Origin of the sequence: Streptomyces sp. NPDC058051 (assembly GCF_042885475.1) — a bacterium.
GTDB lineage: Bacteria > Actinomycetota > Actinomycetes > Streptomycetales > Streptomycetaceae > Streptomyces.
Window position 1 is genome coordinate 81,490 of the sequence record NZ_JBHVRW010000006.1, and the last position, 21,462, is coordinate 102,951.

20 protein-coding genes, 1 tRNA gene and 1 pseudogene are annotated in these 21,462 nt (G+C 71.7%); 13 read left to right on the forward strand and 9 right to left on the reverse strand.

The features are described 5' to 3' along the window. Positions 1–78 precede the first annotated feature (78 nt). Positions 79–1,098, reverse strand: coding sequence for a DMT family transporter (locus ACFVUT_RS12255; RefSeq protein ID WP_389652151.1), 1,020 nt, complete (start codon positions 1,096–1,098; stop codon positions 79–81). Between the two features lie 432 nt (positions 1,099–1,530). Between ACFVUT_RS12255 and ACFVUT_RS12260 the strand changes: the two genes are divergently transcribed. Next, a complete protein-coding gene (locus ACFVUT_RS12260; RefSeq protein WP_389652148.1) occupies positions 1,531–2,361 on the forward strand; it encodes an aldo/keto reductase in 831 nt (276 codons plus the stop codon). 78 nt (positions 2,362–2,439) lie between these two features. Here ACFVUT_RS12260 and alc read toward each other — a convergent pair whose 3' ends face one another. Further along, positions 2,440–3,552, reverse strand: coding sequence for an allantoicase (alc, locus tag ACFVUT_RS12265; protein WP_389652145.1), 1,113 nt, complete (start codon positions 3,550–3,552; stop codon positions 2,440–2,442). Between the two features lies 1 nt (position 3,553). Next, entirely contained in the window at positions 3,554–4,897 is a 1,344-nt protein-coding gene (gene allB, locus ACFVUT_RS12270; RefSeq protein ID WP_389652142.1) for an allantoinase AllB, read from the reverse strand. A gap of 409 nt (positions 4,898–5,306) precedes the next feature. On the opposite strand from allB, the gene ACFVUT_RS12275 reads away from it, so the two are divergent. Beyond that, entirely contained in the window at positions 5,307–6,107 is an 801-nt protein-coding gene (locus ACFVUT_RS12275) for an IclR family transcriptional regulator (protein ID WP_389652139.1), read from the forward strand. Between the two features lie 217 nt (positions 6,108–6,324). On the opposite strand, the gene ACFVUT_RS12280 is transcribed toward ACFVUT_RS12275, so the two are convergent. Continuing rightward, the gene (locus tag ACFVUT_RS12280; RefSeq protein WP_389652136.1) at positions 6,325–6,639 is read right to left on the reverse strand and encodes a DUF5955 family protein; all 315 of its coding nucleotides are present in this window, start codon (positions 6,637–6,639) and stop codon (positions 6,325–6,327) included. Positions 6,640–6,873: 234 nt separating this feature from the next. On the opposite strand from ACFVUT_RS12280, the gene ACFVUT_RS12285 reads away from it, so the two are divergent. Both ACFVUT_RS12285 and aceB read left to right on the forward strand, forming a co-directional pair. Beyond that, positions 6,874–7,479, forward strand: coding sequence for an NTP transferase domain-containing protein (locus tag ACFVUT_RS12285; RefSeq protein ID WP_389652133.1), 606 nt, complete (start codon positions 6,874–6,876; stop codon positions 7,477–7,479). A 176-nt stretch (positions 7,480–7,655) separates the two neighbouring features. Next, the gene (gene aceB / locus ACFVUT_RS12290; protein WP_389652130.1) at positions 7,656–9,275 is read left to right on the forward strand and encodes a malate synthase A; all 1,620 of its coding nucleotides are present in this window, start codon (positions 7,656–7,658) and stop codon (positions 9,273–9,275) included. A gap of 105 nt (positions 9,276–9,380) precedes the next feature. Here the strand turns inward: aceB and ACFVUT_RS12295 are convergent, their stop codons facing one another. Next, the gene (locus ACFVUT_RS12295; RefSeq protein ID WP_389652127.1) at positions 9,381–9,854 is read right to left on the reverse strand and encodes an ATP-binding protein; all 474 of its coding nucleotides are present in this window, start codon (positions 9,852–9,854) and stop codon (positions 9,381–9,383) included. A gap of 148 nt (positions 9,855–10,002) precedes the next feature. Between ACFVUT_RS12295 and ACFVUT_RS12300 the strand changes: the two genes are divergently transcribed. Together ACFVUT_RS12300 and ACFVUT_RS12305 are read left to right on the forward strand one after the other, a co-directional pair. Continuing rightward, positions 10,003–10,836 carry a helix-turn-helix domain-containing protein gene (locus ACFVUT_RS12300; RefSeq protein WP_389652124.1) on the forward strand — a complete coding sequence of 278 codons (834 nt, stop codon included), beginning with the start codon at positions 10,003–10,005 and terminating at the stop codon, positions 10,834–10,836. Next, complete coding sequence (locus ACFVUT_RS12305) at positions 10,833–11,042, forward strand: DUF397 domain-containing protein (protein ID WP_389652121.1); 210 nt, start codon at positions 10,833–10,835, stop codon at positions 11,040–11,042. The genes ACFVUT_RS12300 and ACFVUT_RS12305 overlap by 4 nt, the downstream gene beginning before the upstream one ends. A 394-nt stretch (positions 11,043–11,436) precedes the next feature. Here the strand turns inward: ACFVUT_RS12305 and ACFVUT_RS12310 are convergent. Next, positions 11,437–11,679, reverse strand: a pseudogene (locus tag ACFVUT_RS12310) (glycosyl hydrolase family 18 protein); the annotation flags it as partial. A 138-nt stretch (positions 11,680–11,817) separates the two neighbouring features. Further along, a complete protein-coding gene (locus tag ACFVUT_RS12315) occupies positions 11,818–12,402 on the reverse strand; it encodes a TetR/AcrR family transcriptional regulator (RefSeq protein ID WP_389652118.1) in 585 nt (194 codons plus the stop codon). 106 nt (positions 12,403–12,508) lie between these two features. Between ACFVUT_RS12315 and ACFVUT_RS12320 the strand changes: the two genes are divergently transcribed. Next, the gene (locus ACFVUT_RS12320; protein WP_389652115.1) at positions 12,509–13,432 is read left to right on the forward strand and encodes an NmrA family NAD(P)-binding protein; all 924 of its coding nucleotides are present in this window, start codon (positions 12,509–12,511) and stop codon (positions 13,430–13,432) included. Positions 13,433–13,448: 16 nt separating this feature from the next. Here the strand turns inward: ACFVUT_RS12320 and ACFVUT_RS12325 are convergent, their stop codons facing one another. Next, positions 13,449–13,817, reverse strand: a complete 369-nt coding sequence (locus tag ACFVUT_RS12325) for a Tn3 family transposase (RefSeq protein WP_389652113.1) — start codon at positions 13,815–13,817, stop codon at positions 13,449–13,451. 7 nt (positions 13,818–13,824) lie between these two features. Here ACFVUT_RS12325 and ACFVUT_RS12330 point away from each other — a divergent pair. The 5 genes from ACFVUT_RS12330 to ACFVUT_RS12350 all read left to right on the forward strand — a co-directional run bounded on the left by ACFVUT_RS12330 (position 13,825) and on the right by ACFVUT_RS12350 (position 19,402). After that, positions 13,825–13,900, forward strand: a tRNA-Arg gene (locus ACFVUT_RS12330). Between the two features lie 104 nt (positions 13,901–14,004). Further along, on the forward strand, positions 14,005–15,141 hold the full coding sequence (locus ACFVUT_RS12335; protein ID WP_389652330.1) for a gala protein: 1,137 nt from the start codon (positions 14,005–14,007) through the stop codon (positions 15,139–15,141). Beyond that, positions 15,138–16,901, forward strand: a complete 1,764-nt coding sequence (locus tag ACFVUT_RS12340) for an ankyrin repeat domain-containing protein (RefSeq protein WP_389652110.1) — start codon at positions 15,138–15,140, stop codon at positions 16,899–16,901. The genes ACFVUT_RS12335 and ACFVUT_RS12340 overlap by 4 nt, the downstream gene beginning before the upstream one ends. A 122-nt stretch (positions 16,902–17,023) precedes the next feature. After that, positions 17,024–18,190, forward strand: coding sequence for an AAA family ATPase (locus ACFVUT_RS12345; protein WP_389652327.1), 1,167 nt, complete (start codon positions 17,024–17,026; stop codon positions 18,188–18,190). Between the two features lie 12 nt (positions 18,191–18,202). Next, on the forward strand, positions 18,203–19,402 hold the full coding sequence (locus ACFVUT_RS12350; RefSeq protein WP_389652107.1) for a VWA-like domain-containing protein: 1,200 nt from the start codon (positions 18,203–18,205) through the stop codon (positions 19,400–19,402). 87 nt (positions 19,403–19,489) lie between these two features. Here the strand turns inward: ACFVUT_RS12350 and ACFVUT_RS12355 are convergent, their stop codons facing one another. Continuing rightward, positions 19,490–20,473 (reverse strand): fibronectin type III domain-containing protein, encoded by a 984-nt coding sequence (locus ACFVUT_RS12355; RefSeq protein ID WP_389652104.1) that lies wholly within the window; start codon positions 20,471–20,473, stop codon positions 19,490–19,492. Between the two features lie 254 nt (positions 20,474–20,727). On the opposite strand from ACFVUT_RS12355, the gene ACFVUT_RS12360 reads away from it, so the two are divergent. Continuing rightward, positions 20,728–21,342 (forward strand): TIGR03086 family metal-binding protein, encoded by a 615-nt coding sequence (locus ACFVUT_RS12360; protein WP_389652102.1) that lies wholly within the window; start codon positions 20,728–20,730, stop codon positions 21,340–21,342. Positions 21,343–21,462: the final 120 nt, after the last annotated feature.

The window sequence follows — 21,462 nt, forward strand, 5'->3', positions numbered from 1 at the left end:
CTGTTGAAACCGTGGCCGCCGGAATCCAGGACGCCTGTCGGCCCGGCCTCGCGGGCCGGCCGACGTGCCCGCGTGAGGTCAGGACTGACGTGCGGCAACGGGGTCGCGTGGTGCCCCGACGGGGTCGAGTGGTGCCGCGACGGTGACGGGGGCGGCCGGCTGACGGGAGGCACGCGCGGATCGAGGAGCGGCCGGAGTGATCGCCCGGCGTCCCCAGCCGGTGCCGAACAGGACCAGCACCGCCCCCACCATCCCGAAGACACCGAGCCGTTCACCGCCGATCGCGATGCCCACGGCGGCGGCCCACAGGGGCTCCGTACCGAGCAGCAGGCTGACCCGGGACGGTGAGGTGCGGCGTACCGACCACATCTGCACGTAGAAGGCGAAGAGTGTGCAGAAGACGGAGAGGAAGAGCAGCCCGCCCCATTCCCGGACGCCGAACCCGGCGGCCACCGTCCACGGCGCGTCCCCGGTGCCGGGCACGGCGGCGAGCACGGCGAAGACGGCGACCGCGCTGCCGAGCTGGACCGTGGTCAGCGACAGCGAGTCCGCCCCCCGCACCGCCTTCATGCGGGCCATCAGCAGCACGTGCACGGTATGGCCGAGGGCCGCCACCAGCATCAGCAGATCACCCGCCGACGGACGGGTGATTCCGCCGTCCTGGGTCAGCAGCACCACACCGGCCACCGAGAGAGCGGCGGCGGCGAGAAAGACCATGGGAGGCCGGACGCGGGTGACGGCGGCCTCGGCGAGCGGAGTGAGGATCATGGTGAGGCTGATGATGAGTCCGGCGTTGGTCGCCGAGGTGTGCACGACGCCATAGGTCTCCACCAGGAAGATCCCGCCGAGCACCAGACCCAGTAACCCGGCCCCCCGCCACTGCGCCGCGTCGAGCGCCCTGAGCTTGTGGCGGCAGGCCACCACCAGCGCGGGCAGCACGGCGGCGAAGCGCAGCAGGAGGAAGGCGACGACCGCGTGCGAGGTGGTGATGCCCTTCGTCACGAGGTAGCTGAAGCCCCAGACGACCGCGACGAGGATGACCGGCAGATCGGTGAACCAGGCACGACGAGGCGGGGCGGGGACGGCGAACGAGGGCACCTGACTGGTTCTCCTGCTTCTCCGCGGGACAACGATGCGGGAACGCCGTGGGGGACCTTCACGGCTCACCCCCGGAACGGTCACCGTACCCGCCGGTGGTCGCCTCGGGAACACCTGTCCCAACTGTCGTCCCGTTTCGCACCCGTGGGGTCGGACGTACACACAGCGTGCTGGACAGTTCGCCCAACCGGACTGGCCGAAAACGGAGTTCAGCGGATGACGCCGGTCCCGTCGGCAGCACGAAGCGTCATGAACGCCTCGGACCAGCACGGACGCGCCCGGTCACTCCCCCGGCCCGGCGGCTGCGCACGCGCCCGGAGACCGCGTCCGCACGGCACAACACCGCACCGGGGCTCACCCCGCGCCCTCCGCGTCCCGCGCCCCGGTCCGTCCTACTCTGGCCGAGAAGGTTTCCGAACGAAAAGGGAAATCATGATCGAGACTCCTGTGCACCGCCTCAACGACGGCCGCGCCATCCCCGCGGTCGGACTCGGCACCTGGCCGTTGGACGACGACGCGGCGGAGAGGGCCGTCGCCGGCGCCCTGGACCTGGGCTACCGGCTCGTCGACACCGCGCTGAACTACGGAAACGAGACCGGGACCGGCCGCGGGATCGCCCGCAGCGACGTGCCGAGGGAGGACGTCTTCGTCACCACCAAGGTCCCTGGCCGACACCACGGCTACGAGCCGGCGCTGGCCTCGTTCGAGGAATCGAGGCGCAATCTCGGGCTGGAGTACGTGGATCTGTATCTCATTCACTGGCCGTTGCCCCGGCTCGATCTGTACGTCGACACCTGGAGGGCGCTGATCCGGCTCCGCGACGACGGTCGGGTGCGCTCGATCGGCGTGTCCAACTTCACCGCGGCCCACCTCGACCGGCTGGAGCAGGAGACGGGGGTGCTGCCGGCCGTCAACCAGATCGAGATGCACCCGCGCCTGCCGCAGGACGAACTGCGGTCCGTGCACGCCGCCAAGGGCATCGTCACGGAGAGCTGGAGCCCGCTCGGCCGCGGTCGCGATGTCCTGGCCGGTCCCGAACTGGCCGCCATCGCCGACGCACACGGTGTGACGCCCGCTCAAGCCGTGCTCCGCTGGCACACCCAGCTCGGTGCCGTACCGATCCCGAAGTCGGCCGATCCGGGGCGGCAGCGCGAGAATCTTGACCTGTTCGGGTTCGAGCTGACGCCGGACGAGCTGGCCCGCGTCTCGGCCGGGCCTCAGCGGCGGTTCGGCGGGGATCCCGAGGCCCACGAGGAGTTCTGAGCCCCTCCGCGTCGCGAACACGCGTTCGCCCGCCCTCCGGACCGCAGGGCCCTCGTTCGGTCGCCGCAGGGCCCTCGCTCAGGTGAGCGCGCGGTGGCGCGCGGCCAGGCGCCGAGCGCCCTCCTCCGTCAGCGAGCCGAACAGCCGCAGCCGGGAGATGCCGCCGTCGGGAAAGATGTCGATCCGGATGTGCGTGGCCCGTACCGGCTCCGGCAGGACGAAGCGGTGGTTCGTGTCCGGTTGCAGCCTGGTACGGGGCAGCACCTCGGTCCAGTCACCGCTCTCTGCGTCACGGGCGGACAGGCTCGCCCAGCCCGCGGCGTTGCCCTTCAGGTACGCGGTGTCGATCTCGACGGCGCGGATGCGCGCCTGCTCCACGAGCCGGTAGCGGATCCAGTCGTTGCCCCGGTCGCGTCGGCGGCGCGTCTCCCAGCCGTCGTCCATCCTGCGGGACCTGCCCGGCTGAATGGTGTGGGTGGCCGGGGAGTAGAAGCGGTCGGAGGCGTCCTCGACCGCGCCGCCGTTCTCCAGGGCGACCAGATCGAAGGTCCCGAGGGCGGCCAGCCAGCCCGGATCGGGAGCGGCCTCGCCGTACACGCGGAGGCGGGCGATCCCGCCGTCCGGGTACTGATTGACCCGCAGATGGGTGACGCGCTGCTCGGCGGTGACGACGAAGCCATTGGCCGCGTGCCCGCCAACGGCTGTACGCGGTACGAGCGTTGTCCACGTCACCCCGGGCGCGAGAAGTTCCTCCGGTGAGGGGAAGCCGGGGACGCAGGCCGCCTCGACGGAGACCGCCTGCGGGTAGTTGCCGCGGAAGTGGGCGGTGTCGACGACGAGGCCGCGGACGACTCCGGGTGCCCCGAGGCGGACGAGTGCCCAGTCGTGGTCCTCGTCCGCCGGGTGCGGCCGGTCGGCACCCTCGCCGCGGCGGCGGCGGGTCTCCCAGCCGTCCATGATCTTGCCCTTGTGGCCGAAGCGCTCGGGGTCGAACGCGGCGGGCTCCGGCTTCAGAAGGTTCTCGCGCTCGGCGAAGAACTCGTCGTTGGCGGCGATCACACCGGCGCCGAGCCGACGGTCGGCGAGGTCGATCAGGTCGGTGAAGGGGAAGTCGGTGGTGCGGTAGTCGGCGTACGGGTCGCCGCCGCCGTACGGGTTCGCGTCGCCGGTGAAGCGGGCTGTCGCCGTCATGTCAGTGGTTCCTTTCCAGGAGGCGGCCGGTGGGTTCGCCGACGGAGCCGTCCGCCGCGATCCGTACACCCCGCAACCAGGTCGATCTGACGACGCCGTGCAGGGTCCGGCCGGCGTATGCGGTGATCCGGTTGCGGTGGAGGAGTTCGGCGGGGTCGACGGTGAAGGTCTCGTCCGGGGCGAGGACGGCGAAGTCGGCGTCACGGCCCGCCTCGATGGCGCCCTTGCGGGTGAGCCCGGCCAGTGCGGCGGGGGCGGCCGACATCCAGCGGACGACGTCGTCGAGCGAGTGGCCGCGCTCACGGGCCTCGGTCCAGATGGCGGGAAGGCCCAGCTGGAGGGAGGAGATGCCGCCCCAGGCCGAGGCGAAGTCCGGCGTCTTGAGGTCGGTGGTGCACGGTGAGTGGTCGGAGACGATGCAGTCGATCGTGCCGTCGGCGAGCCCATCCCACAGCGCGTCCCGGTTGGCGGCCTCACGGATCGGCGGGCAGCACTTGAACTCCGTGGCACCGTCCGGGACGTCCTCGGCGGTGAGGGTGAGGAAGTGCGGACAGGACTCGACGGTGACGCGTACTCCCTCACGTTTCGCGGCGGCGATCAACGGCAGCGCGTCGCTGGAGGAGAGATGCAGCACGTGAACCCGGGCGTTCAGCCGCCTGGCGTGCGCGATCAGCCCCTCGATCGCGGCGTTCTCGGCGTCGCGGGGCCGGGAGGCGAGGAAGTCGGCGTACGCGGGCCCGCTGCGCTGCGGCGCGGAGGCCAGGTGGCGCGGGTCCTCGGCGTGCACGATCAGCAGTCCGCCGAACCCGGCGATCTCGGCCATGGACCGGGCCAGCTGCTCCTGGTCGAGCTCCGGGAACTCGTCGACGCCGGAGGGCGAGAGGAAGCACTTGAAGCCGAACACGCCGGCCTCGTACAACGGTCGCAGGTCCTTGACGTTGGACGGGATCGCGCCGCCCCAGAAGCCGGTGTCGATGTGCGCCTTGGGCGCGGCCACCCGTTGCTTGGTGCGCAGATGATCGACGGTGGTGGTCGGCGGGAGGGAGTTGAGCGGCATGTCGAGCAGGGTGGTGATGCCGCCCGCCGCCGCGGCGCGGGTCGCGGTGAAGAAGCCCTCCCACTCGGTCCGGCCGGGGTCGTTCACATGGACATGGGTGTCGACGAGTCCGGGAAGCAGGGCATCGTCCCCGAAGTCCTCCGTCCGGGCACCGGCCGGCACCTCGGCGTCGTAGGACAGGACGGCGTCGATCCTCCCGCCGGCGACGGCGACCGCCGCGGGGCGCGTCCCCTCCGGGGTGACGACGCGCGTCGAGCGCAGTACCAGTTCCACGTCCGCTCCGGACACCCGTACTCCTCACTTCGCGCTGCCGGCACTTCGAAAGGTCGGCACTTCGCGCATCCGGCACTTCGCACTGTCGACCGCGGGCACGTTCAACGAACTGTTGAAGGAGTCTTCACTCGGGATTCGGGCCCGTCAAGACCCCACTCTCCCCGCCGGACCGCCGGTGGACCACCCACACCCGCCCGTAGAAATTTCCACCAGGTAAAAGAACAATTTCGGAGAGCGGAACGTAACATGGGCCGCATACGGCACCGCCGCGCTGCTCCGCCACCCCTGGGCGCCCGGACAATCACGCCCTGACCGGCCAGGACGCCGCATCCGGAGCAGTGGGCCGATCGAGGACCGCCCGGTAGGCTCTGGGTGCCTCGCCGGGCGGGGCACCCGCTCTTTCCGCCTCGAAAGGACCGTTGACGTGCCGCCGTCCCACGCCAGCACTTCCGACTCCAAGCCCGCCGCAGCCGGCGGCGGTGTGCAGTCCCTTGAGCGCGCCTTCGATCTGCTGGAGCGGATGGCGGACGCGGGGGGCGAGGTCGGCCTGAGCGAGCTCTCCGCGAGCAGCGGGCTTCCGCTGCCGACCATTCACCGACTGATGCGCACCCTGGTGCTCTGCGGATACGTGCGCCAGCAGCCGAACCGGCGCTACGCGCTCGGCCCGCGCCTGATCCGGCTCGGCGAGTCCGCGTCCCGGTTGCTCGGCACCTGGGCCCGGCCGTATCTCGCGCGCCTGGTCGAGGAGACCGGCGAGACGGCGAACATGGCCCTGCTCGACGGCGACGAAATCGTGTACGTGGCCCAGGTGCCGTCCAAGCACTCGATGCGCATGTTCACCGAGGTGGGCCGCCGGGTGCTCCCCCATTCCACGGGCGTCGGCAAGGCGCTGCTGGCCCACACACCACCGGAGGAGGTACGGGCCCTGCTCGCCCGCACCGGAATGCCGGCCGCCACCGACAAGACGATCACGACTCCGGACGGCTTCCTCGAAGCGCTGGAGCAGGTCCGCAGGGTCGGCTACGCGGTGGACGACAACGAGCAGGAGATCGGGGTGCGCTGCCTGGCCGTCTCCGTACCCGGCTCGCCCACGGCGGCCGCGATCTCGATCTCGGGCCCGGCGGGCCGCGTGACGGAGTCGGCGACGGAACGGATCGTGCCGATGCTCCAGCAGGCCGCGAAGGATCTGTCCGACACGCTGGCCGGCAGCGGTTCCCTCGGCTGAGAGGTGCGTGCGGGAGACGGACGCACCGGAGGGGCGAAGTCGGCCCTTCCGGCACCTCCGCCCCCGAAACGGTTCGGCCGCCGGACGTGCCGGAGGACCGGAGGAGCGGCCGAAGCCGCCCTCTCCGACACCTCTCGAACCCGTTCGGCCGCCGTTCGTCGTGACGGTGTGCTCTTCCCCGGTCCGGGTGGGCCGGGTCGCGCACGGCCGTCGTACGTCAGCGGCGCGGCGGCTCGCCGAAGAGATCGACGGCGACCCGCACGTCCCTGAGCGCGGCGGCCAGTGCGCTGACCGAGCCGATCGCCCCCGCGATCAGCAGCAGCGAACGGCGCAGGCGCGGAATCTCGGGTGCGCCGCTGATCGCCATCGCGTCGAGGGCGGCCAACTCGTCCTCGGCGATCCCCCGGTCCGGGAACTCCCCGGGATGTGCCGCCAGCTCACGGCGGAGTCGGGAGACGGCCGTACGCAGCTCCGTCACCCTCGGATCCTCACCACTGCTGGTCACTCGCGTCTGCCCCACGCTTCGCAACAAAGCACTCCCCCTCGCACATCCTTGTGCCAGTGTTTCGACCCGGCCCCGGACCGCGGTCAAGTGTCCGGGAATGCCCGCAAGTTAACGCCATGACAGGTGTCCGGCGCCACTCCGCCGACAGAATTCAGCGGCCCGTAAGAGTGAAGAACCTGGGCCTCGGCGGACGGCATCACTCTTCCGTGGACCACCCGTCCCACTTGCGCCGCACGGGCATGCCTGGGGTATCCAGTCCGCATGACTCGGACAACACAAACCCCCGCGGTCGCCGGGCTGCTGCTCGCGGCGGGCGGCGGACGACGGCTCGGCGGCCGGCCCAAGGCCCTGTTGGAACACCGCGGCCGGCCGCTGGTCGAGCACGCGGTGCGCGTCCTGCGCGAGGGCGGCTGCGACCGCGTCCATGTGGTCGTCGGCGCCGCCGCCGCGGAGGTGCGGGCACGCGCCGACCTCGCCGGCTGCACGGTGACCGTCAACCCCGAATGGGCCGAGGGCATGGGCTCGTCGCTGCGGGCAGGTCTCGGGGCGCTCTCGGGGACGGGGGCGGACGCGGCGCTCGTCCTCCTGGTCGACCAGCCGGGCATCGGCGCGGACGCGGTGGCGCGGGTGCGGTCGGCGTACCGGTCGCGGGCCAGCCTCGTGGCCGCCTCGTACGGCGGGGAGCGCGGCCATCCGGTGCTGTTCGGGGCCGACCGGTGGGCGGACATCGCGTCGGGGGCGGTGGGCGACCAGGGCGCTCGGGCGTATCTGCGGGCGCACCGCGATGCGATCACGCTCGTCGAGTGTTCCGATGTGGCTCTGGCGTACGACATCGACACGGTGGAGGACCTGAAGCACCTTGAGTGACCGGGGGCGGCGCCCGGCGCCTCCGCGGCCGCGTTCCGCCGCCCCGGAGGCCCACGACATCAGCAATCCATTGAACTTCCACCATGAGGAAACTAATATCCACTGAACTACGGTGGCCGGCGACCGCGAGAAGCCGCCCGCACCGCCCGCACCGCCCGCTGAAGGAGTGACAGCTCATGTCCGCACCAGCGCCGTCCCCGCTGGCCATCGTCGATGCCGAGCCCCTGCCCCGGCAGGACGAGGTCCTGACCGAGGCGGCCCTCGCGTTCGTGGCCGAGCTGCACCGGCGGTTCACGCCCCGCCGTGACGAACTGCTGGCCCATCGGGGCGGGCGCCGGGCCGAGATCGCCCGTACCTCCACGCTGGACTTCCTGCCGGAGACCGCGGCGATCCGTGCGGACGACTCCTGGAAGGTCGCGCCGGCCCCTGCCGCGCTGAACGACCGCCGGGTGGAGATCACCGGTCCGACCGACCGCAAGATGACCATCAATGCCCTGAACTCGGGCGCCAGGGTCTGGCTCGCCGACTTCGAGGACGCGTCCGCCCCGACCTGGGAGAACGTCGTCCTCGGCCAGATCAATCTGATCGACGCCTACACCCGTAACATCGATTTCACGGACCCCGGTTCGGGTAAGTCGTACGCCCTGAAGCCCGCCGACGCACTCGCGACGGTCGTCACCCGTCCCCGCGGCTGGCATCTGAATGAGCGTCATCTCCAGCTCGACGGCGTCCCGGTGCCGGGTGCGCTGGTCGACTTCGGTCTCTACTTCTTCCACAACGCCCAGCGCCTCATCGACCTCGGCAAGGGCCCGTACTTCTACCTCCCGAAGACGGAGTCCCACCTGGAGGCCCGCCTCTGGAACGACATCTTCGTCTTCGCCCAGGACTACATCGGCATCCCGCAGGGCACGGTCCGCGCGACCGTCCTCATCGAGACGATCACCGCCGCGTACGAGATGGAGGAGATCCTGTACGAGCTCCGCGACCACGCCTCCGGGCTGAACGCGGGCCGCTGGGACTACCTCTTCTCCATCGTCAAGAACTTCCGGGACGGCGGCCCCGCGTTCGTCCTCCCGGACCGCAACGCGGTGACGATGACCGCCCCGTTCATGCGCGCGTACACCGAACTCCTCGTCCGCACCTGCCACAAGCGCGGGGCGCACGCCATCGGCGGCATGGCGGCCTTCATCCCGTCCCGTCGCGACGCGGAGGTCAACAAGGTCGCGTTCGAGAAGGTCAAGGCCGACAAGGACCGCGAGGCCCGCGACGGCTTCGACGGCTCCTGGGTCGCCCATCCCGACCTGGTCCCGATCGCCATGGCCTCCTTCGACGCGGTCCTCGGCGAGAAGCCGAACCAGAAGGACCGCCTGCGCGAGGACGTCGCGGTGGCGGCGGGCGACCTGATCGCCATCGACACCCTGGACGCCAAGCCCACGTACGACGGCCTGCGCAACGCCGTCGCGGTCGGCATCCGCTACATCGAGGCCTGGCTGCGCGGCATGGGCGCCGTCGCCATCTTCAACCTCATGGAGGACGCGGCCACCGCCGAGATCTCGCGCTCGCAGATCTGGCAGTGGATCAACGCGGACGTGGTCTTCGAGAACGGCGAGCACGCCACGGCGGACCTGGCCCGCAGGGTCGCGGCCGAGGAACTCGCCGCGATCCGGACGGAGATCGGCGAGGAGGCGTTCGCCTCCGGCAGGTGGCAGCAGGCCCACGACCTGCTGCTCCAGGTCTCCCTGGACCAGGACTACGTGGACTTCCTGACGCTGCCGGCGTACGAGCAGCTGGGCTGATCCCCCGCCTGAGCCCCCGCTCCCGCCCCCGGCGCTGTGCGCCACCGGGGGTGCGGTGCCGGGGGCGTCCCGGGCACGCCGGGCCGCCCCGCGAAAAGGCGGCCCTCAGCACGTCCGCGTGCCCAGGCCCACCTCCGCCCAGACGCACTTGCCCGGGGCTCCCACGCGCGGCACGACACACCAGCGGTCCGCGAGCCGCGAGACCAGGAGCAGGCCCCGCCCGGACTCCTCGTCCTCCGACGGGCGCCGCGGCACCCCGGCCGGGGGAAGGCACTCGGTCCGGGTGTCGGCCACCTCGATGCGCAGTGCGTGCCTGTCCGTCTCCGTCAGCCGCAGGTGGAAGTCGCGCCCCGGTACACGGCCGTGACGCACCGCGTTGGCGGCGAGTTCGGCAGCGATGAGGGTCATCGTCTCGTTCGGCTCCGAGGTGTAGGGGTGCCCCCATTCGTCCAGCCGGAGCGAGACGAGCCTGCGGGCCAGCCGGGCGCCACGCGGTGTGGCGGTGAAGCACATCGCGAACTCCCGCGTTCCGGAGCCCGGTTCCGCGCATCGCACGGAAGAGTCAATTGCATCGGTCATGGGGAAAACCCTCGCGGCGCTTGCATAGCGTTGCCCAGGACGGACGCGCGGACGGCAGTCGGCTGTACGCGCGTGCGGCGTGGGCTGTACACGGCACGATGCAGGTGGCCGGGTACGGCGGTCCGGGGCGAGCGTGGAGGAGTGGAGCATGCCGGAGCAGGAACGGCCGGAGCAGTCGTACGAGCCGGGGATGGGCGTTCTGGTCTTCTTCGGGAGGCAGTTGAAGCTGTTCCGGGTGGCGGCGGGGCTGGAACGCGCGGAGTTCGGGGCCATGACCGGGTACTCCGCCTCGACCATCGCCTCCTTCGAGCAGGGGCGCCGGATTCCGCCGCCGAAGTTCATCGACCAGGCGGACGAACTGCTGCACGCACACGGGGTGCTGAAAGCGGCCAAGGAGGAGATCGCCCGCGCCCACTATCCGGCGTTCTTCCGCGACGCGGCACGCCTGGAGGCGGAGGCGGTGGAGCTGTGCGCCTACGACACCCTCGTCGTCAACGGACTGCTCCAGACCGAGGAGTACACACGCTCCCTGCTGGTCGAGCGGCGTCCGCTGCTGGACGAGGCGACCATCGAGCAGCGGATCGCGGCCCGGCAGGCCCGGCAGGAGATCTTCGGCCGCTGGCCCGCCCCGCTGCTCAGCTTCGTCATGGAGGAATGGGTGCTCACGCGCGGGCTCGGTGGCCGTACGGTCCGCCGGGGCCAGCTCGAACAGCTCCTGCTCATCGGCCAGAAGCGCAATGTGGAGCTCCAGGTCATGCCGGCGGACCGTGAGGACAACGCGGGTGTCGACGGCCCCTTCACCGTCATCACCCGGCAGAACAGCGACCAGGTCGGCTATCTGGAGGTGCAGGGCAGGAGCACACTGATGACCGACCGGGAGGAAGTCCGCGCACTGGCGGCCCGCTATGGGATCATCCGATCGCAGGCTCTCACTCCACGCGAGTCCCTGGCCTTCATCGAAAAGTTGCTGGGAGAGGTATGAACGTCGAAGCGACCACCGATTCCGCCGCCACGCCGCTGCACTGGTTCAAGAGCAGCTACAGCGGCGCCGAAGGCGGGCAGTGCCTTGAAGTCGCCGCCCGACCGGGCGTCGTCCATGTCCGCGACTCCAAGGACCGTACGGGGCCGGTCCTCTCCCTCACCGCGCAGGGCTGGTCCGCCTTCGTCGAGTTCGCCGCCCACGGCTGAACCTCACGCATACGGCTGTCCGCTGCGGACGGCCCTGTGTACGCGGCTGTACGCGCGGACCGGAGGCGCGGCTCCGCAGACACGGCGTGCGGACGCCTTGGATGCAGACTTCCGTGCGCCACCCGCCCTTCTGCCCGAAGTCCTTTCACGGGAGAGAGGATTCCCCGCGTAGAACTTGGGATGAAGGGCAGGAGGCCCCGCAGAATGCACGCGACGGGGGCCGCTCGGTGCGTGGTCTGACAGGAGGGGCCGTGGCCTGTAGGTCAGGTGGGAGACGGTGAGCGTGCGACGGGGGTCGCGCCGGTCCGGTGCGTGGGCGCGCTTCGCCTCCGGTGCACGGGTGCGCGTCGCCGGCTTGCCTCAGCGACTGTCCGGCCTCTCCCGCAGGGGCCCATCAGGCTTCGCGGAACAGGCCGGACAACCTCCCGGGCTTCTGCTTCAGGCCACGGTCCAAGGCGTTGAGCAGCGTCCCCTGCGCCGTGTCACCCGGCATCTCCCGGACCATCGCCCCCAGCAGACCCTTGTCCTTCACGTACGCCGTCTTCTTGCCGATGGACCAGGTGTCGCCGAAGGACCACCACTGGCTTCCGGTCCGGCCGTACGTGGACACCGCCTGCTCGTCGTGATGGACCGTCATCGTTCCTCGAACGTGACCGGTTCATCGATCCCGGCCTCGGCGAGGACGAGGTTCTGACGGCCCGTCGATTGCTGGCCGGTCGGCACGCTATCGGACCTGGCCCGGGGACCGGCTTCGTGGACTGGTTGACGCGCTGAGTCAGGGCCGTGACGGCCGTGCGCAGGTGCCGTTGGCGCCGAAGCCTGCGACGGCGAGCCGGAAGGCGCGGTCCGCCTGCATTGCCGGGTCGGTGCAATGCTCGGTGGCCAGGGCGATTCCGACGATCACTACGAGCAGATCGTCGATGGTGATGTCTGCCCGGACGGCCTGGTCGTCAATGGCCCTGCGCAGCAGCAAGGCGCCGGCCGCACCGATGGCTGCCGCGCAGGAGTCCTGGGTGGCCTCGTCCTGGAGGGGCTCGTAGGCGAGGACGTCTGCCAGACCGCGTGCGGCGAGTGAGTAGGCGAGCAGCTCGCGCAGCCATGCCACCAGCGCGGAGCGGCTGTCGCGCTCGCCGCAGAGCGTATGAGCGCGATCACACAGAACACGGACGCGCTGTTTGAAGACGGCTTCGAGCAGGGCTTTGCGGGTGGGGAAGTGGCGCCGCACGGTGGCTGATCCGACGCCTGCGACGCGGGCGATCCGCTCCAGGGAAGCCTGGGCTCCTTGGGCCGCCACCTCGGCCTCGGCCACGGCCAGGATGTGTTGGTAGTTGCGGCGGGCGTCCGAGCGCTGGCCGGTCATGATCTCCCCAAATATTGATAAGTGGCGGGCCCCGCCGTATTGTAGCGAACGCGAAACGGCGGACCCCGCCGTTTGTGATGTGCGTGACCGCTGAGGAGATGTGCACATGACCACTGCCGCAACACCGGTTCTCGTCGCCGGTGCCACTGGCCGCCAAGGCGGCGCCACCGCCCGCGCCCTGCTCGCGCAGGGAACACCGGTGCGCGCCCTGGTGCGCGACCCGAGCACGCCGCGCGCACGGGCCGTCGAAGAACTCGGCGCCAGCCTGTTCGTGGGCGATCTCACCGAACCCGCGACCCTTGAGGCGGCCATGGACGGCGTGCGGGCCGTCTTCTCCGTGCAGATGCCCGCTTACACCGAGCAGGGGTTCGACTTCGCCGGCGAGGTCAGCCAGGCGGACAACCTCATGACGACTGCGCGGGCCGCCGGTGTGGAGCAGTTCGTTCAGTCCTCCACCAGCGGCGTGGGGCAGCACGTCGAGGCTCCGGGCTGGGCCGAAGGACGGTGGGCGGTGATGGAAGCCCCGCTCGGCACGAAGGCCGCGATCCAGGACCGGCTGCGCGAACTCGACTTTCCCTACTGGACGTTGCTCAAGCCGGCGTTTTTCATGGAGAACTTCGAGCCGTCCATGCGGTTCTACTTCCCCCGCGGCGTCGAAGGAGGTCTGGTCACCGTCGTCAAACCGAGCACGCACCTGGCACTGGTAGCAGCCAAGGACGTGGGCCGAGCCGCGGCAGCCGCCCTGTCCGCCCCCGCCGAGTTCCACCGAGTGGAACTGGAGCTCACCAGCGATTACCTGACCATGACCGAAATCGCCGAGATCCTCTCCCGCGCCCTGGGCGTCCCGCTGACGGCCCCGGACATGACCGAGGAACAGGCCCGCGCCGCCGGCATGGGAGACATGGGTGCCACGCACGAGTTCATGGAGGTGGTCGGCCAGCCGGCCCGGCCAGAGTTCGCTCGTGCGCTGGGCATCGACCTGACCAGCTTCGAAGAGTGGGCGCACGAACGCCTGCGGACCGCCGCCTGAGCAGGGAGGTTTGACGTCAGCGTGTCGCCGCGATCCGGGCCCCGGTGCGCGGCTCGGGAACCGCGCCGTCGGCGTGGAGCGCGGCGGCCGGGGCGTTCTGCCGGGAGGAGGCGGAGAGCTTGCCGACGATCAGTGAGGCGGCGGCCTGGCCATGCTTCAGCGATCCCGCACGACGCAACAGGTCGTCCCAGTGGTCGGCGACCAGGTTCAGGTTGGCCGTCTTCGTCAGCAGCGGCCCCGCAGTCGGGAACCGCTCCGGGTGAGCCGCGCGGGCGGCGGCGCGGGCGGCGGCGCGGGCGGCGGCGCGGGCACGCCCCAGGAGACACCGAATCGGCTCAACAGGTGTACAGGTGTGCGAATTTGGTGCCGGTGCGGCTATGATCACGCACGGCAAGGCTGTAGCGCAGAGGTCGTCGCGCCCTAGCTGCGAGCTGGAGGACGTCGGTTCGAATCCGACCGGTCTTGCCACCTTTTCGTGGAGGAAAGTCGACGGCGTCGGTTCGTCCCGAGCGGGCGGAGGATGCGGTCGCCCTCTCCTGGCCGGGTACCGGCGGGGGACCTGGGGAGTAGTGATCTTGCAGCCGACGCCCGTACGCTGTCCCGCGATCGAGCATCCGGACATTCCGCTCGCCGACGCGGCCCTGCTGGATCCGCTGCTGAAGCGGCTGGATTCCGCGCATGCCGTCGAAGCCGACGAGACCTTTCCGCTCGGCACGCTGCGGGCGGACGGCCGGGTCGATCTCTGCAAGCAGGGTCTCGGGGCGGCGGGCGCGGTCCGGGTGATGCCCGCCGTCGCCCGCTCCCCGCACGCCGCGCACGTGCTGCTCGGCACCAACTCACTGGGCGACGAAGGGGCGCAGGCCGTCGCCGACGCGCTCGACCGGGACGGTCACGGGCTGCGGACGGTCTACCTCGGCTGCAATCGCATCGGAGCCGACGGCGCCACAGCGCTCGCCGGTGCGCTGAGCGAGGACGACACCGTCAGGGCGTTGTGGCTGAAACGCAATCCCCTGGGCGACGCGGGTGTCCGGGCGCTCGTTCCGATGCTGCGCCGCAACACCGCTCTGCGCACCCTCGACCTGGTGAACAGCGGGCTCACCGCCGACGCCCTCGCCGCGCTGCTCGCCGTACTGAGCCGGCGGTCCCGACCGGTCGAGCGGCTGTTCCTCGGGGGCAACGGGCTCGGGGCCGACGCGGCTCCCCTGCTCGCCGCGCTCATCCGCGACGCCGGGGTACGGGAGCTGTACCTTCCGGCCAACCATCTCGGTGACGGGGGAGCCGCCGTGCTCGCGGCCGCGGCCGACCCCGCGCGCCCGGTCCGGCTCGGTCTCGGCGGCAACGGCATCGGGCCCGCCGGCGCACGCGCCCTGGCCGACGCGCTCGACGGGATCGAGGCGCTCGACCTGGGCCGGCCGCCCTCGGAACGCAGCCTCGGCGCCCCGCCCAACGCCACCGGTGACAGCGGAGCCCATGCGCTGGCCGGAGCCCTGCGCGGCAGTCCGCTGCGGCGGCTGGAGCTGGCCCACACCGGGCTCACCGGACGGGGCGCGAAGACCCTGCTCGCGGCCGTCGACGCCGACTCCCGTCTGGAGTACGTGGGGTTGGGGCCGGGCCTTCCGCGCAAGGTGAAGCGTTCCTTCGCGACGCGGCTGCGCCCGGACGGCGGAACGCACGCGGACCTGCGCGCGGTCAGGAGCGTCTACCGGTGAGCCCCGGCAAGACGGTCGGGTATATCGCGCCGGACGAGATGGCGAGCCGACGGCAGGTCCGTCGGTACGCGGTGCCCCGTCGGATGATCGAGGAGTCGGCCCGGCGGCGGGCGGCCGGGGACTGGCAGGGAGCCTGCGCGGCGGCCCGGTTCGATGTGCGGTTCGACCTTGCCCGGGTGTCCGAACGGTACGGTCCGGACGTGGCCGGAGCGCTCGCGTCCGATCTCCTTCATCTGGTGCCCGACCTGGTGCGCTGGCATCTGCCACGCGTCCTCGGCGGCCGTTCGACGCTCGCCACCGACCGCACCGTGATCCTTGCGGGCTACGGCCGTACACCGGACGGGCCGACGTCGGCGTCGCCGTATCTGTACCTCCGTACGCTCCCGATGGTCGACGGACCGCAGCGGATCGCCCTTCGGTTCGGAACAGCCGGGATGCAACGGCAGTCGGCGCCCGTCGTGTTCCGCTCGGGCTTCGAGGACTGGCGTACGGCCCGGTATCTGTGGGACGGACGCCGTACCGGAGAACTGCGCACCCGGGCCGGCGGTGCGGACCGGGTGCCGTTCCTCCACGCCGACGGCACACCACTCGGCGCCGGCGAACTGCCCGCGGCGGACCCCGGTTCCGGGGATCCGGTGGCCCGTGCCGAGTGGCTGACGCTGCTGCACCACAACGGCCACGTGGCCGAGTCCCTGGCGGCGGCCGGAATCGAGTGGGATCCGACACCGCCGCAGCTGCCCGCCTGGTACCAGGCGACGCCCGAAACGATCATGGCCGGGCTGGCGCTCGACGTTCCCCGGGTGGAGGCGAACGTCCGGAGGTTCGCCGAACAGAGCCCGGCGGAGCGCTTCCTGATCAGTAAGGACTGGCGGGCCAACATCCTGCTGGAGTTCACGGACCACGGCCCCCTGCGGATGAGCCTCACCGGACGGCGGGAGGCCGAGGACGCGGCCTTCGTACCCGAGGCGGCCTGGCGCAGGCTGCCGGACATCGATCTCCTGCGGAGCGGTGGGATGTCGCCCGGAGAGCTGCACCCGCTCGTCGCCGGGGCCCTCGTCACCGGCATCGGCCCCGTGGCCGGCCCGCCGGAGCCGACGCCTCCCGCACCGGTACGGGTCAGGTGCCGCGGCACCTGGCACGAGGTCGTCTTCCGCGACGGCGCACTCGCTTCTCCGCACACCCCGCAGGAGCGGCAGCGCGAGAACGCCCTGCGGGCCTTCGGCGGCGCGGTCACCGGCTGCTTCGCCGTGGAGCACGCCTGCGTGACCGGCAAGGGACCGTTGCCCAAGGCCCTGCGGGCGCAGCGCCGCGATCTCTTCCTGCGCGTCCAGCACGGGGACACACCGGGGGTCCTGGATCTCCTGGACGCGGGGGTCGACCTCCGGGTGCGGGACGCCGGGCAGCGCAGCCTGCTCCATGTGCTGCATCTGATCGACCACACGCTTCTGCTCCCCCGGCTCCTCGCCGCCGGTCTCGATCTGGAGGCGACGGACCATCAGGGCCGTACACCGCTCTGCGCGGCGGTCGACGGCGGTGGTTCGCCGGCGCTCGTGCAGGCGCTGCTGGAGGCCGGGGCACGGATCGACGTGCTCGATCAGATGGAACTCTCGCTGGACCAGTTGATCCGCAAGTACCGGCGGACCGACCTGGACTTCCTCAGGGAACGGGTGGAGAGGGAGCATCCGGGGATCGGGACCGAATGGTGGGAGGAGTGGCAGGAAGAGGGCGACCACGCGGACGAAGAGGATGAGGACGATTGAGCACCGTGGGACGGACGACAGTGCAGGAGACCGTGAGCACCGCGCAGGACATCGGCGCCACCGTCCACGACACCCCGGGAACGTCGCACACCCATCCTTCCGCGGGCACCGCTCGCGGGCCGCTGGACGCCGCCGACGAACTGAACCGCAGGCTGCGCACCTCGCGAACCGAAGCCGCCGACAACCCCCAACTCGAAGCCCTGGCACTGGCAGTGACGGCCAATCAGCCGGTGCTGCTCTGGGGTGAGCCGGGCATCGGCAAGTCGGCCGGCATGGAGCAGCTCGCCGCCGGGCTCGGCCTCGGCCTCGAAACGGTCATCGCCAGTGTGCACGAGCCCTCCGACTTCGCCGGCCTGCCCGTCGTCGGCGACGATCCGGCCGTGACCGGCGTGCCCATGGCACCGCCGGACTGGGCGGTCCGGCTCGCGCGCACGGGCCGGGGGCTGCTGTTCTTCGACGAGTTGTCGTCCGCTCCCCCGGCCGTGCAGGCGGCACTGCTGCGTGTGGTGCTCGAACGCCGCGTGGGCAGCCTGACGTTGCCGGAGTCCGTACGCATCGTGGCGGCGGCGAATCCGCCGTCGAGCGCGGCGGACGGCTGGCACCTCAGCCCACCGCTCGCCAACCGTTTCGTCCACCTCCAGTGGACGCACGATCCGCGCACCGTCGCGCGGGGCATGGCCGGTACGTGGCCGAAGGCCGCGGTCCCGGTCGTCGACGCGGCCAGGGTTCCCGGATCGGCGGCACGGGCTCGGGGTGCCATCTCCGGCTTCCTGACCGCACGTCCCGGCCTCGTCCACCACATTCCGGCCGACGCGGAGAGCCGGGGCCGGGCCTGGCCGTCCCCGCGGACCTGGGACATGGCGCTGCGGCTGCTCGCCACCGGGTACGCGACGGACACCGGGCGGGAGGCGATGGCCGCCGCGCTGACCGGGGCCGTGGGAGACGGCGCCGGTATCGAGCTGCTGTCATACCTGGAGAACCTCGATCTGCCCGACCCGGACCGCGTACTGGCGAACCCCGACGCGTTCGCCCTGCCCGAACGAGGGGACCGGCAACTGGCCTTCCTCATCGCGGTCGTGGCGGCGGTCCAGGGCGATCTCACCCGCCCCCGCTGGGAGGCGGGCTGGGCGGTGCTGGCGAAGGCCGTGGACGCCGGTGTGCCCGATGTGGCGGCCAGGGCCGCGGTGGACCTGGCGACGATGCGGGACACCGACTGGCCGGTGCCTGAGGGCATCGACGCCTTCGTGGAACTGCTGCAGCTGTCGGGCGCGCTGCCGCAGAGCGGCTGAGGCGGTCCAGCGGTGCCGGAGCCGGAAACCGCCCCGCGGCGGCCCCAGTTGGACACGACCAAGCTGCTCGCGGCCCGCTACCGGGCGGCGACCGACCGGCCCTATCTGGCCTCGGCGCTGTACGCGCTGTCGGTGGTGGCGAGCACCGAGGTCCCGACGATGGGCGTGGACCGTCACTGGCGCTGCTACGTGTCGCCCGCCTTCGTCGACGGGACGCCGGTGGCGGAGCTCGCGGCGGTGTGGATCCACGAGGTGGCGCATCTGCTGCGCGACCATCATGGGCGCGCCGAGCGGCTGTCCGCCGCCGACCAGCGCGACGCACACCGCGTCAACATCGCCCAGGACTGCGAGATCAACGACGACCTCATCGCCGACGGCCTGCCACTGCCGGCGGGACGGATGGAACCGCGGCTCTTCGGCCTGCCGACCGGGCAGCTTTTCGAGGCGTATCTCCCCGGCCTGCCGCCCGGCCCTCTCCTGCACAACTGCGGTTCCGGCGCCCATGGACAGCCGATGCCGTGGGAGCTGACCGGATCGGACGGCCCCGGCGGCATGGGTCCGGTGGAGGCCGAGGCGTTGCGGCGCCACACCGCGGAGGCCATGCGGGCGCATCGGCGCACCCGGGGCAACCTCCCGGCGGGCTGGGAGCGTTGGGCGGAACAGGTCCTGGAGCCCACGGTCGACTGGCGGCAGGCGCTCGCGGGCGCGGTCCGGGAGGCCGCGGCCTGGGCCGCCGGGGCGATCGACTACACCTATCGTCGCCCGTCCCGCCGCAGCGCCGCGCTCCGGGGCGTCGTACTGCCCAGCCTGCGCCGTCCGCTGCCCCAGGTCGCCGTCGTCATCGACACCTCGGGGTCGATGGGTGACGAGGATCTGGCCTCTGCCCTGGCGGAGGTCACCGGGGTGCTGCGGGAGGTGGGCATCAGGGGCAACCGGGTCACCGTGCTGGCCTGCGACGCCGATGTGCAGAGCGTGTCCCGGGTGACGGCCGCCGAGCAGATCACCCTCGGCGGGGGTGGTGGCACGGACATGCGGGTGGGCATCACCGCCGCCCTCGCGGCGCGGGACCGTCCGAACATCGTCGTCGTCCTCACCGACGGGTACACGCCCTGGCCGGACGAGTCCCCTTCGTGCCGGCTCGTCGCGGCGCTCATCGGCCGGGACGCCCCGCAGCCCCCGTCGTGGGTGGAGACCGTGCGCGTCACCACCTGAGGCCGGCCGGGACGTCACGCCCACGTCGCCCACATCACCGGCCGCACCGGTCGCACCCGCCCCGGGGACGGCGGACCGTCCGAGGGCTCACTCGCCGAGGACGACCGTGCGCTGGGCGGAGAAGTCACCCCACGTGCCGTCGGGCAGCTTGGCGCGGATCTTCATCGAGTAGCGGGTGCCGCGCGGGTCGCCGACGGTGAGCCGGTAGCTCGCCCGGCCCGTGGGCGGTGTGGCACCCCACACGATGGTGGTGGTCAGGCGTCCGTCCATGAAGAGCTGGTACGCGGGGATCTCGCCGCCCGTCTCGGGCTGCTCCCAGTCGAGCTCGACGGCGTACTCCTTGCCCTGGGCGTGGTTGCTGATCCGCAGGTCGGCGGGGGCGGTGCCGACCGGCGCGCCCGGTGCCGACGCGGTGGTGAGATCGAGGGCGTCGCTGTCCGGCGAGGAGGTGTCGGCCGCGTCGCGGGCCCGGACGGTGAACGTGTAGACGGTGCCGGGGCGCAGTCCGGTCAGATGCGCCGTGGTCTGTGTGCCGGGGACGCTGTGGATGCGGGAGTCCTCCTGGTAGATGTCGTACGAGGTGACGCCGACATCGTCCGTCGCCCTCTCCCAGGAGAGGTTCGCCGCCCGGCTGCCGTCCGCCGTGCCGCGCAATTTCAGCGGGCGGGTCGGCGGCTTGTGGTCGGCGGGGGCCGGGGCGGGCGTGGTGACGGTGGCGGTGGCACTCGGCGCGGACAGGTTCCCGGCGGCGTCGCGGGCGCGGACGGTGAAGGTGTAGGTGGTCGAGGCGGTCAGTCCGTCGACGTCGATCATCACCTTGGTCGCCGCGACGGACTTCACCCTCTCGCCCTGGCGGTAGACCTCGTATCCGGTGACCGCCTTGTTGTCGGTTGACGGCTCCCACATGACGTGCGCGGAGGTGGAACTGCTGGCCTGTGCGGTCACGTGACCCGGCGTCGTGGGTTCGCGGGTGTCCGCTTCGGGAGCGGACGCGCATGCGGCGAGCGCGGCGAGGAGCAGGGCGGTGGAACAGGCCAACGCGGCGGTTGCGTGGGGGCGTTGCACGGTCATGCCTTCCCTCGGACGGGCAATGGTCCAGACCTGTATCGCATGGTGCGGGGGTCTCCGACAAGAGGAGGGAGCGGAACGTTCCGCAATGTGCCGGTGTGCGTCCGAGGCCGTCGACAGGGTGGCGGCGTACGCGGGAGGGCCAGTGGTGCGCGGGCGCGGCAGTGGCGCGTGGAAGGAACCGCGGAGCACGCGGGAGGGTGGGGCACGTTGGCCGGTGAGCGATGAGTTTCGGACGTGGGAAGAGTCCGCACTGTATGGATACACGCACGGACACCACACCCACGTTCCCCACGATCGATCTGGAGTCCGCGGCCCGGCAGATCGTCGGCCTGCTCGACGGCGTCGGCGCACAGCGGCTGGCGGGCCCGACTCCCTGCCCCGACTACACCGTCCGAGAGCTGGTCGCCCATGTGGTCGGACTGGCCACGGGCTTCCGCGACGCGGCGCGCAAGTCCTTGGGGCCGTCGACCGACACCGCCCCGGACGCCGCTCTTCCGGTCCTTGCCGAGGACTGGCGCGAAACGCTGCCGCCGCTGCTGGACGAGCTGGTGACGGCCTGGCGCGATCCTGCCGCCCGGGAGGGGATGACCAGGGTGGGCGGTGTCGATCTGCCGGGCGAGGTCGCCGGGGTCGTCGTCCTGGACGAGCTGGTGATCCACGGCTGGGATCTGGCCCGCTCGACCGGTCAGACGTACGAAGCGGACGAGGAGAGCCTGCGCACCTGCCTGGCCATGCTGACCCCCAGCGACGCCGTCCCCCGGTCCGAGCGCATCTTCGGTCCACCGGTCACCGTCCCGGCCGGCACTCCCCTGGTCGACCGGGTCGTCGCCATGAGCGGCCGCCACCCGGACTGGCAGCCGGGCGGCTGAGCACGTGACCGATGAGCCGCTGAGGGGGCGGCGCCTGAGCGGCAGTCGGCGGTCGGCGGTCGGCCCCGGGCGGTAGACGGTAGGCGGTAGGCCCCCGGGCGGTAGACGGTAGGCGGTAGA

Excerpts from the sequence above, each read along its gene's own strand:
- ACFVUT_RS12355 (WP_389652104.1), bottom strand. The coding sequence starts at position 20,473 with ATGACCGTGCAACGCCCCCACGCAACCGCCGCGTTGGCCTGTTCCACC.
- ACFVUT_RS12320 (WP_389652115.1), top strand. The coding sequence starts at position 12,509 with ATGACCACTGCCGCAACACCGGTTCTCGTCGCCGGTGCCACTGGCCGC.
- ACFVUT_RS12300 (WP_389652124.1), top strand. The coding sequence starts at position 10,003 with ATGCCGGAGCAGGAACGGCCGGAGCAGTCGTACGAGCCGGGGATGGGC.
- ACFVUT_RS12305 (WP_389652121.1), top strand. The coding sequence starts at position 10,833 with ATGAACGTCGAAGCGACCACCGATTCCGCCGCCACGCCGCTGCACTGG.
- ACFVUT_RS12260 (WP_389652148.1), top strand. The coding sequence starts at position 1,531 with ATGATCGAGACTCCTGTGCACCGCCTCAACGACGGCCGCGCCATCCCC.
- ACFVUT_RS12295 (WP_389652127.1), bottom strand. The coding sequence starts at position 9,854 with ATGACCGATGCAATTGACTCTTCCGTGCGATGCGCGGAACCGGGCTCC.
- ACFVUT_RS12285 (WP_389652133.1), top strand. The coding sequence starts at position 6,874 with ATGACTCGGACAACACAAACCCCCGCGGTCGCCGGGCTGCTGCTCGCG.
- ACFVUT_RS12315 (WP_389652118.1), bottom strand. The coding sequence starts at position 12,402 with ATGACCGGCCAGCGCTCGGACGCCCGCCGCAACTACCAACACATCCTG.
- aceB (WP_389652130.1), top strand. The coding sequence starts at position 7,656 with ATGTCCGCACCAGCGCCGTCCCCGCTGGCCATCGTCGATGCCGAGCCC.
- alc (WP_389652145.1), bottom strand. The coding sequence starts at position 3,552 with ATGACGGCGACAGCCCGCTTCACCGGCGACGCGAACCCGTACGGCGGC.
- ACFVUT_RS12360 (WP_389652102.1), top strand. The coding sequence starts at position 20,728 with ATGGATACACGCACGGACACCACACCCACGTTCCCCACGATCGATCTG.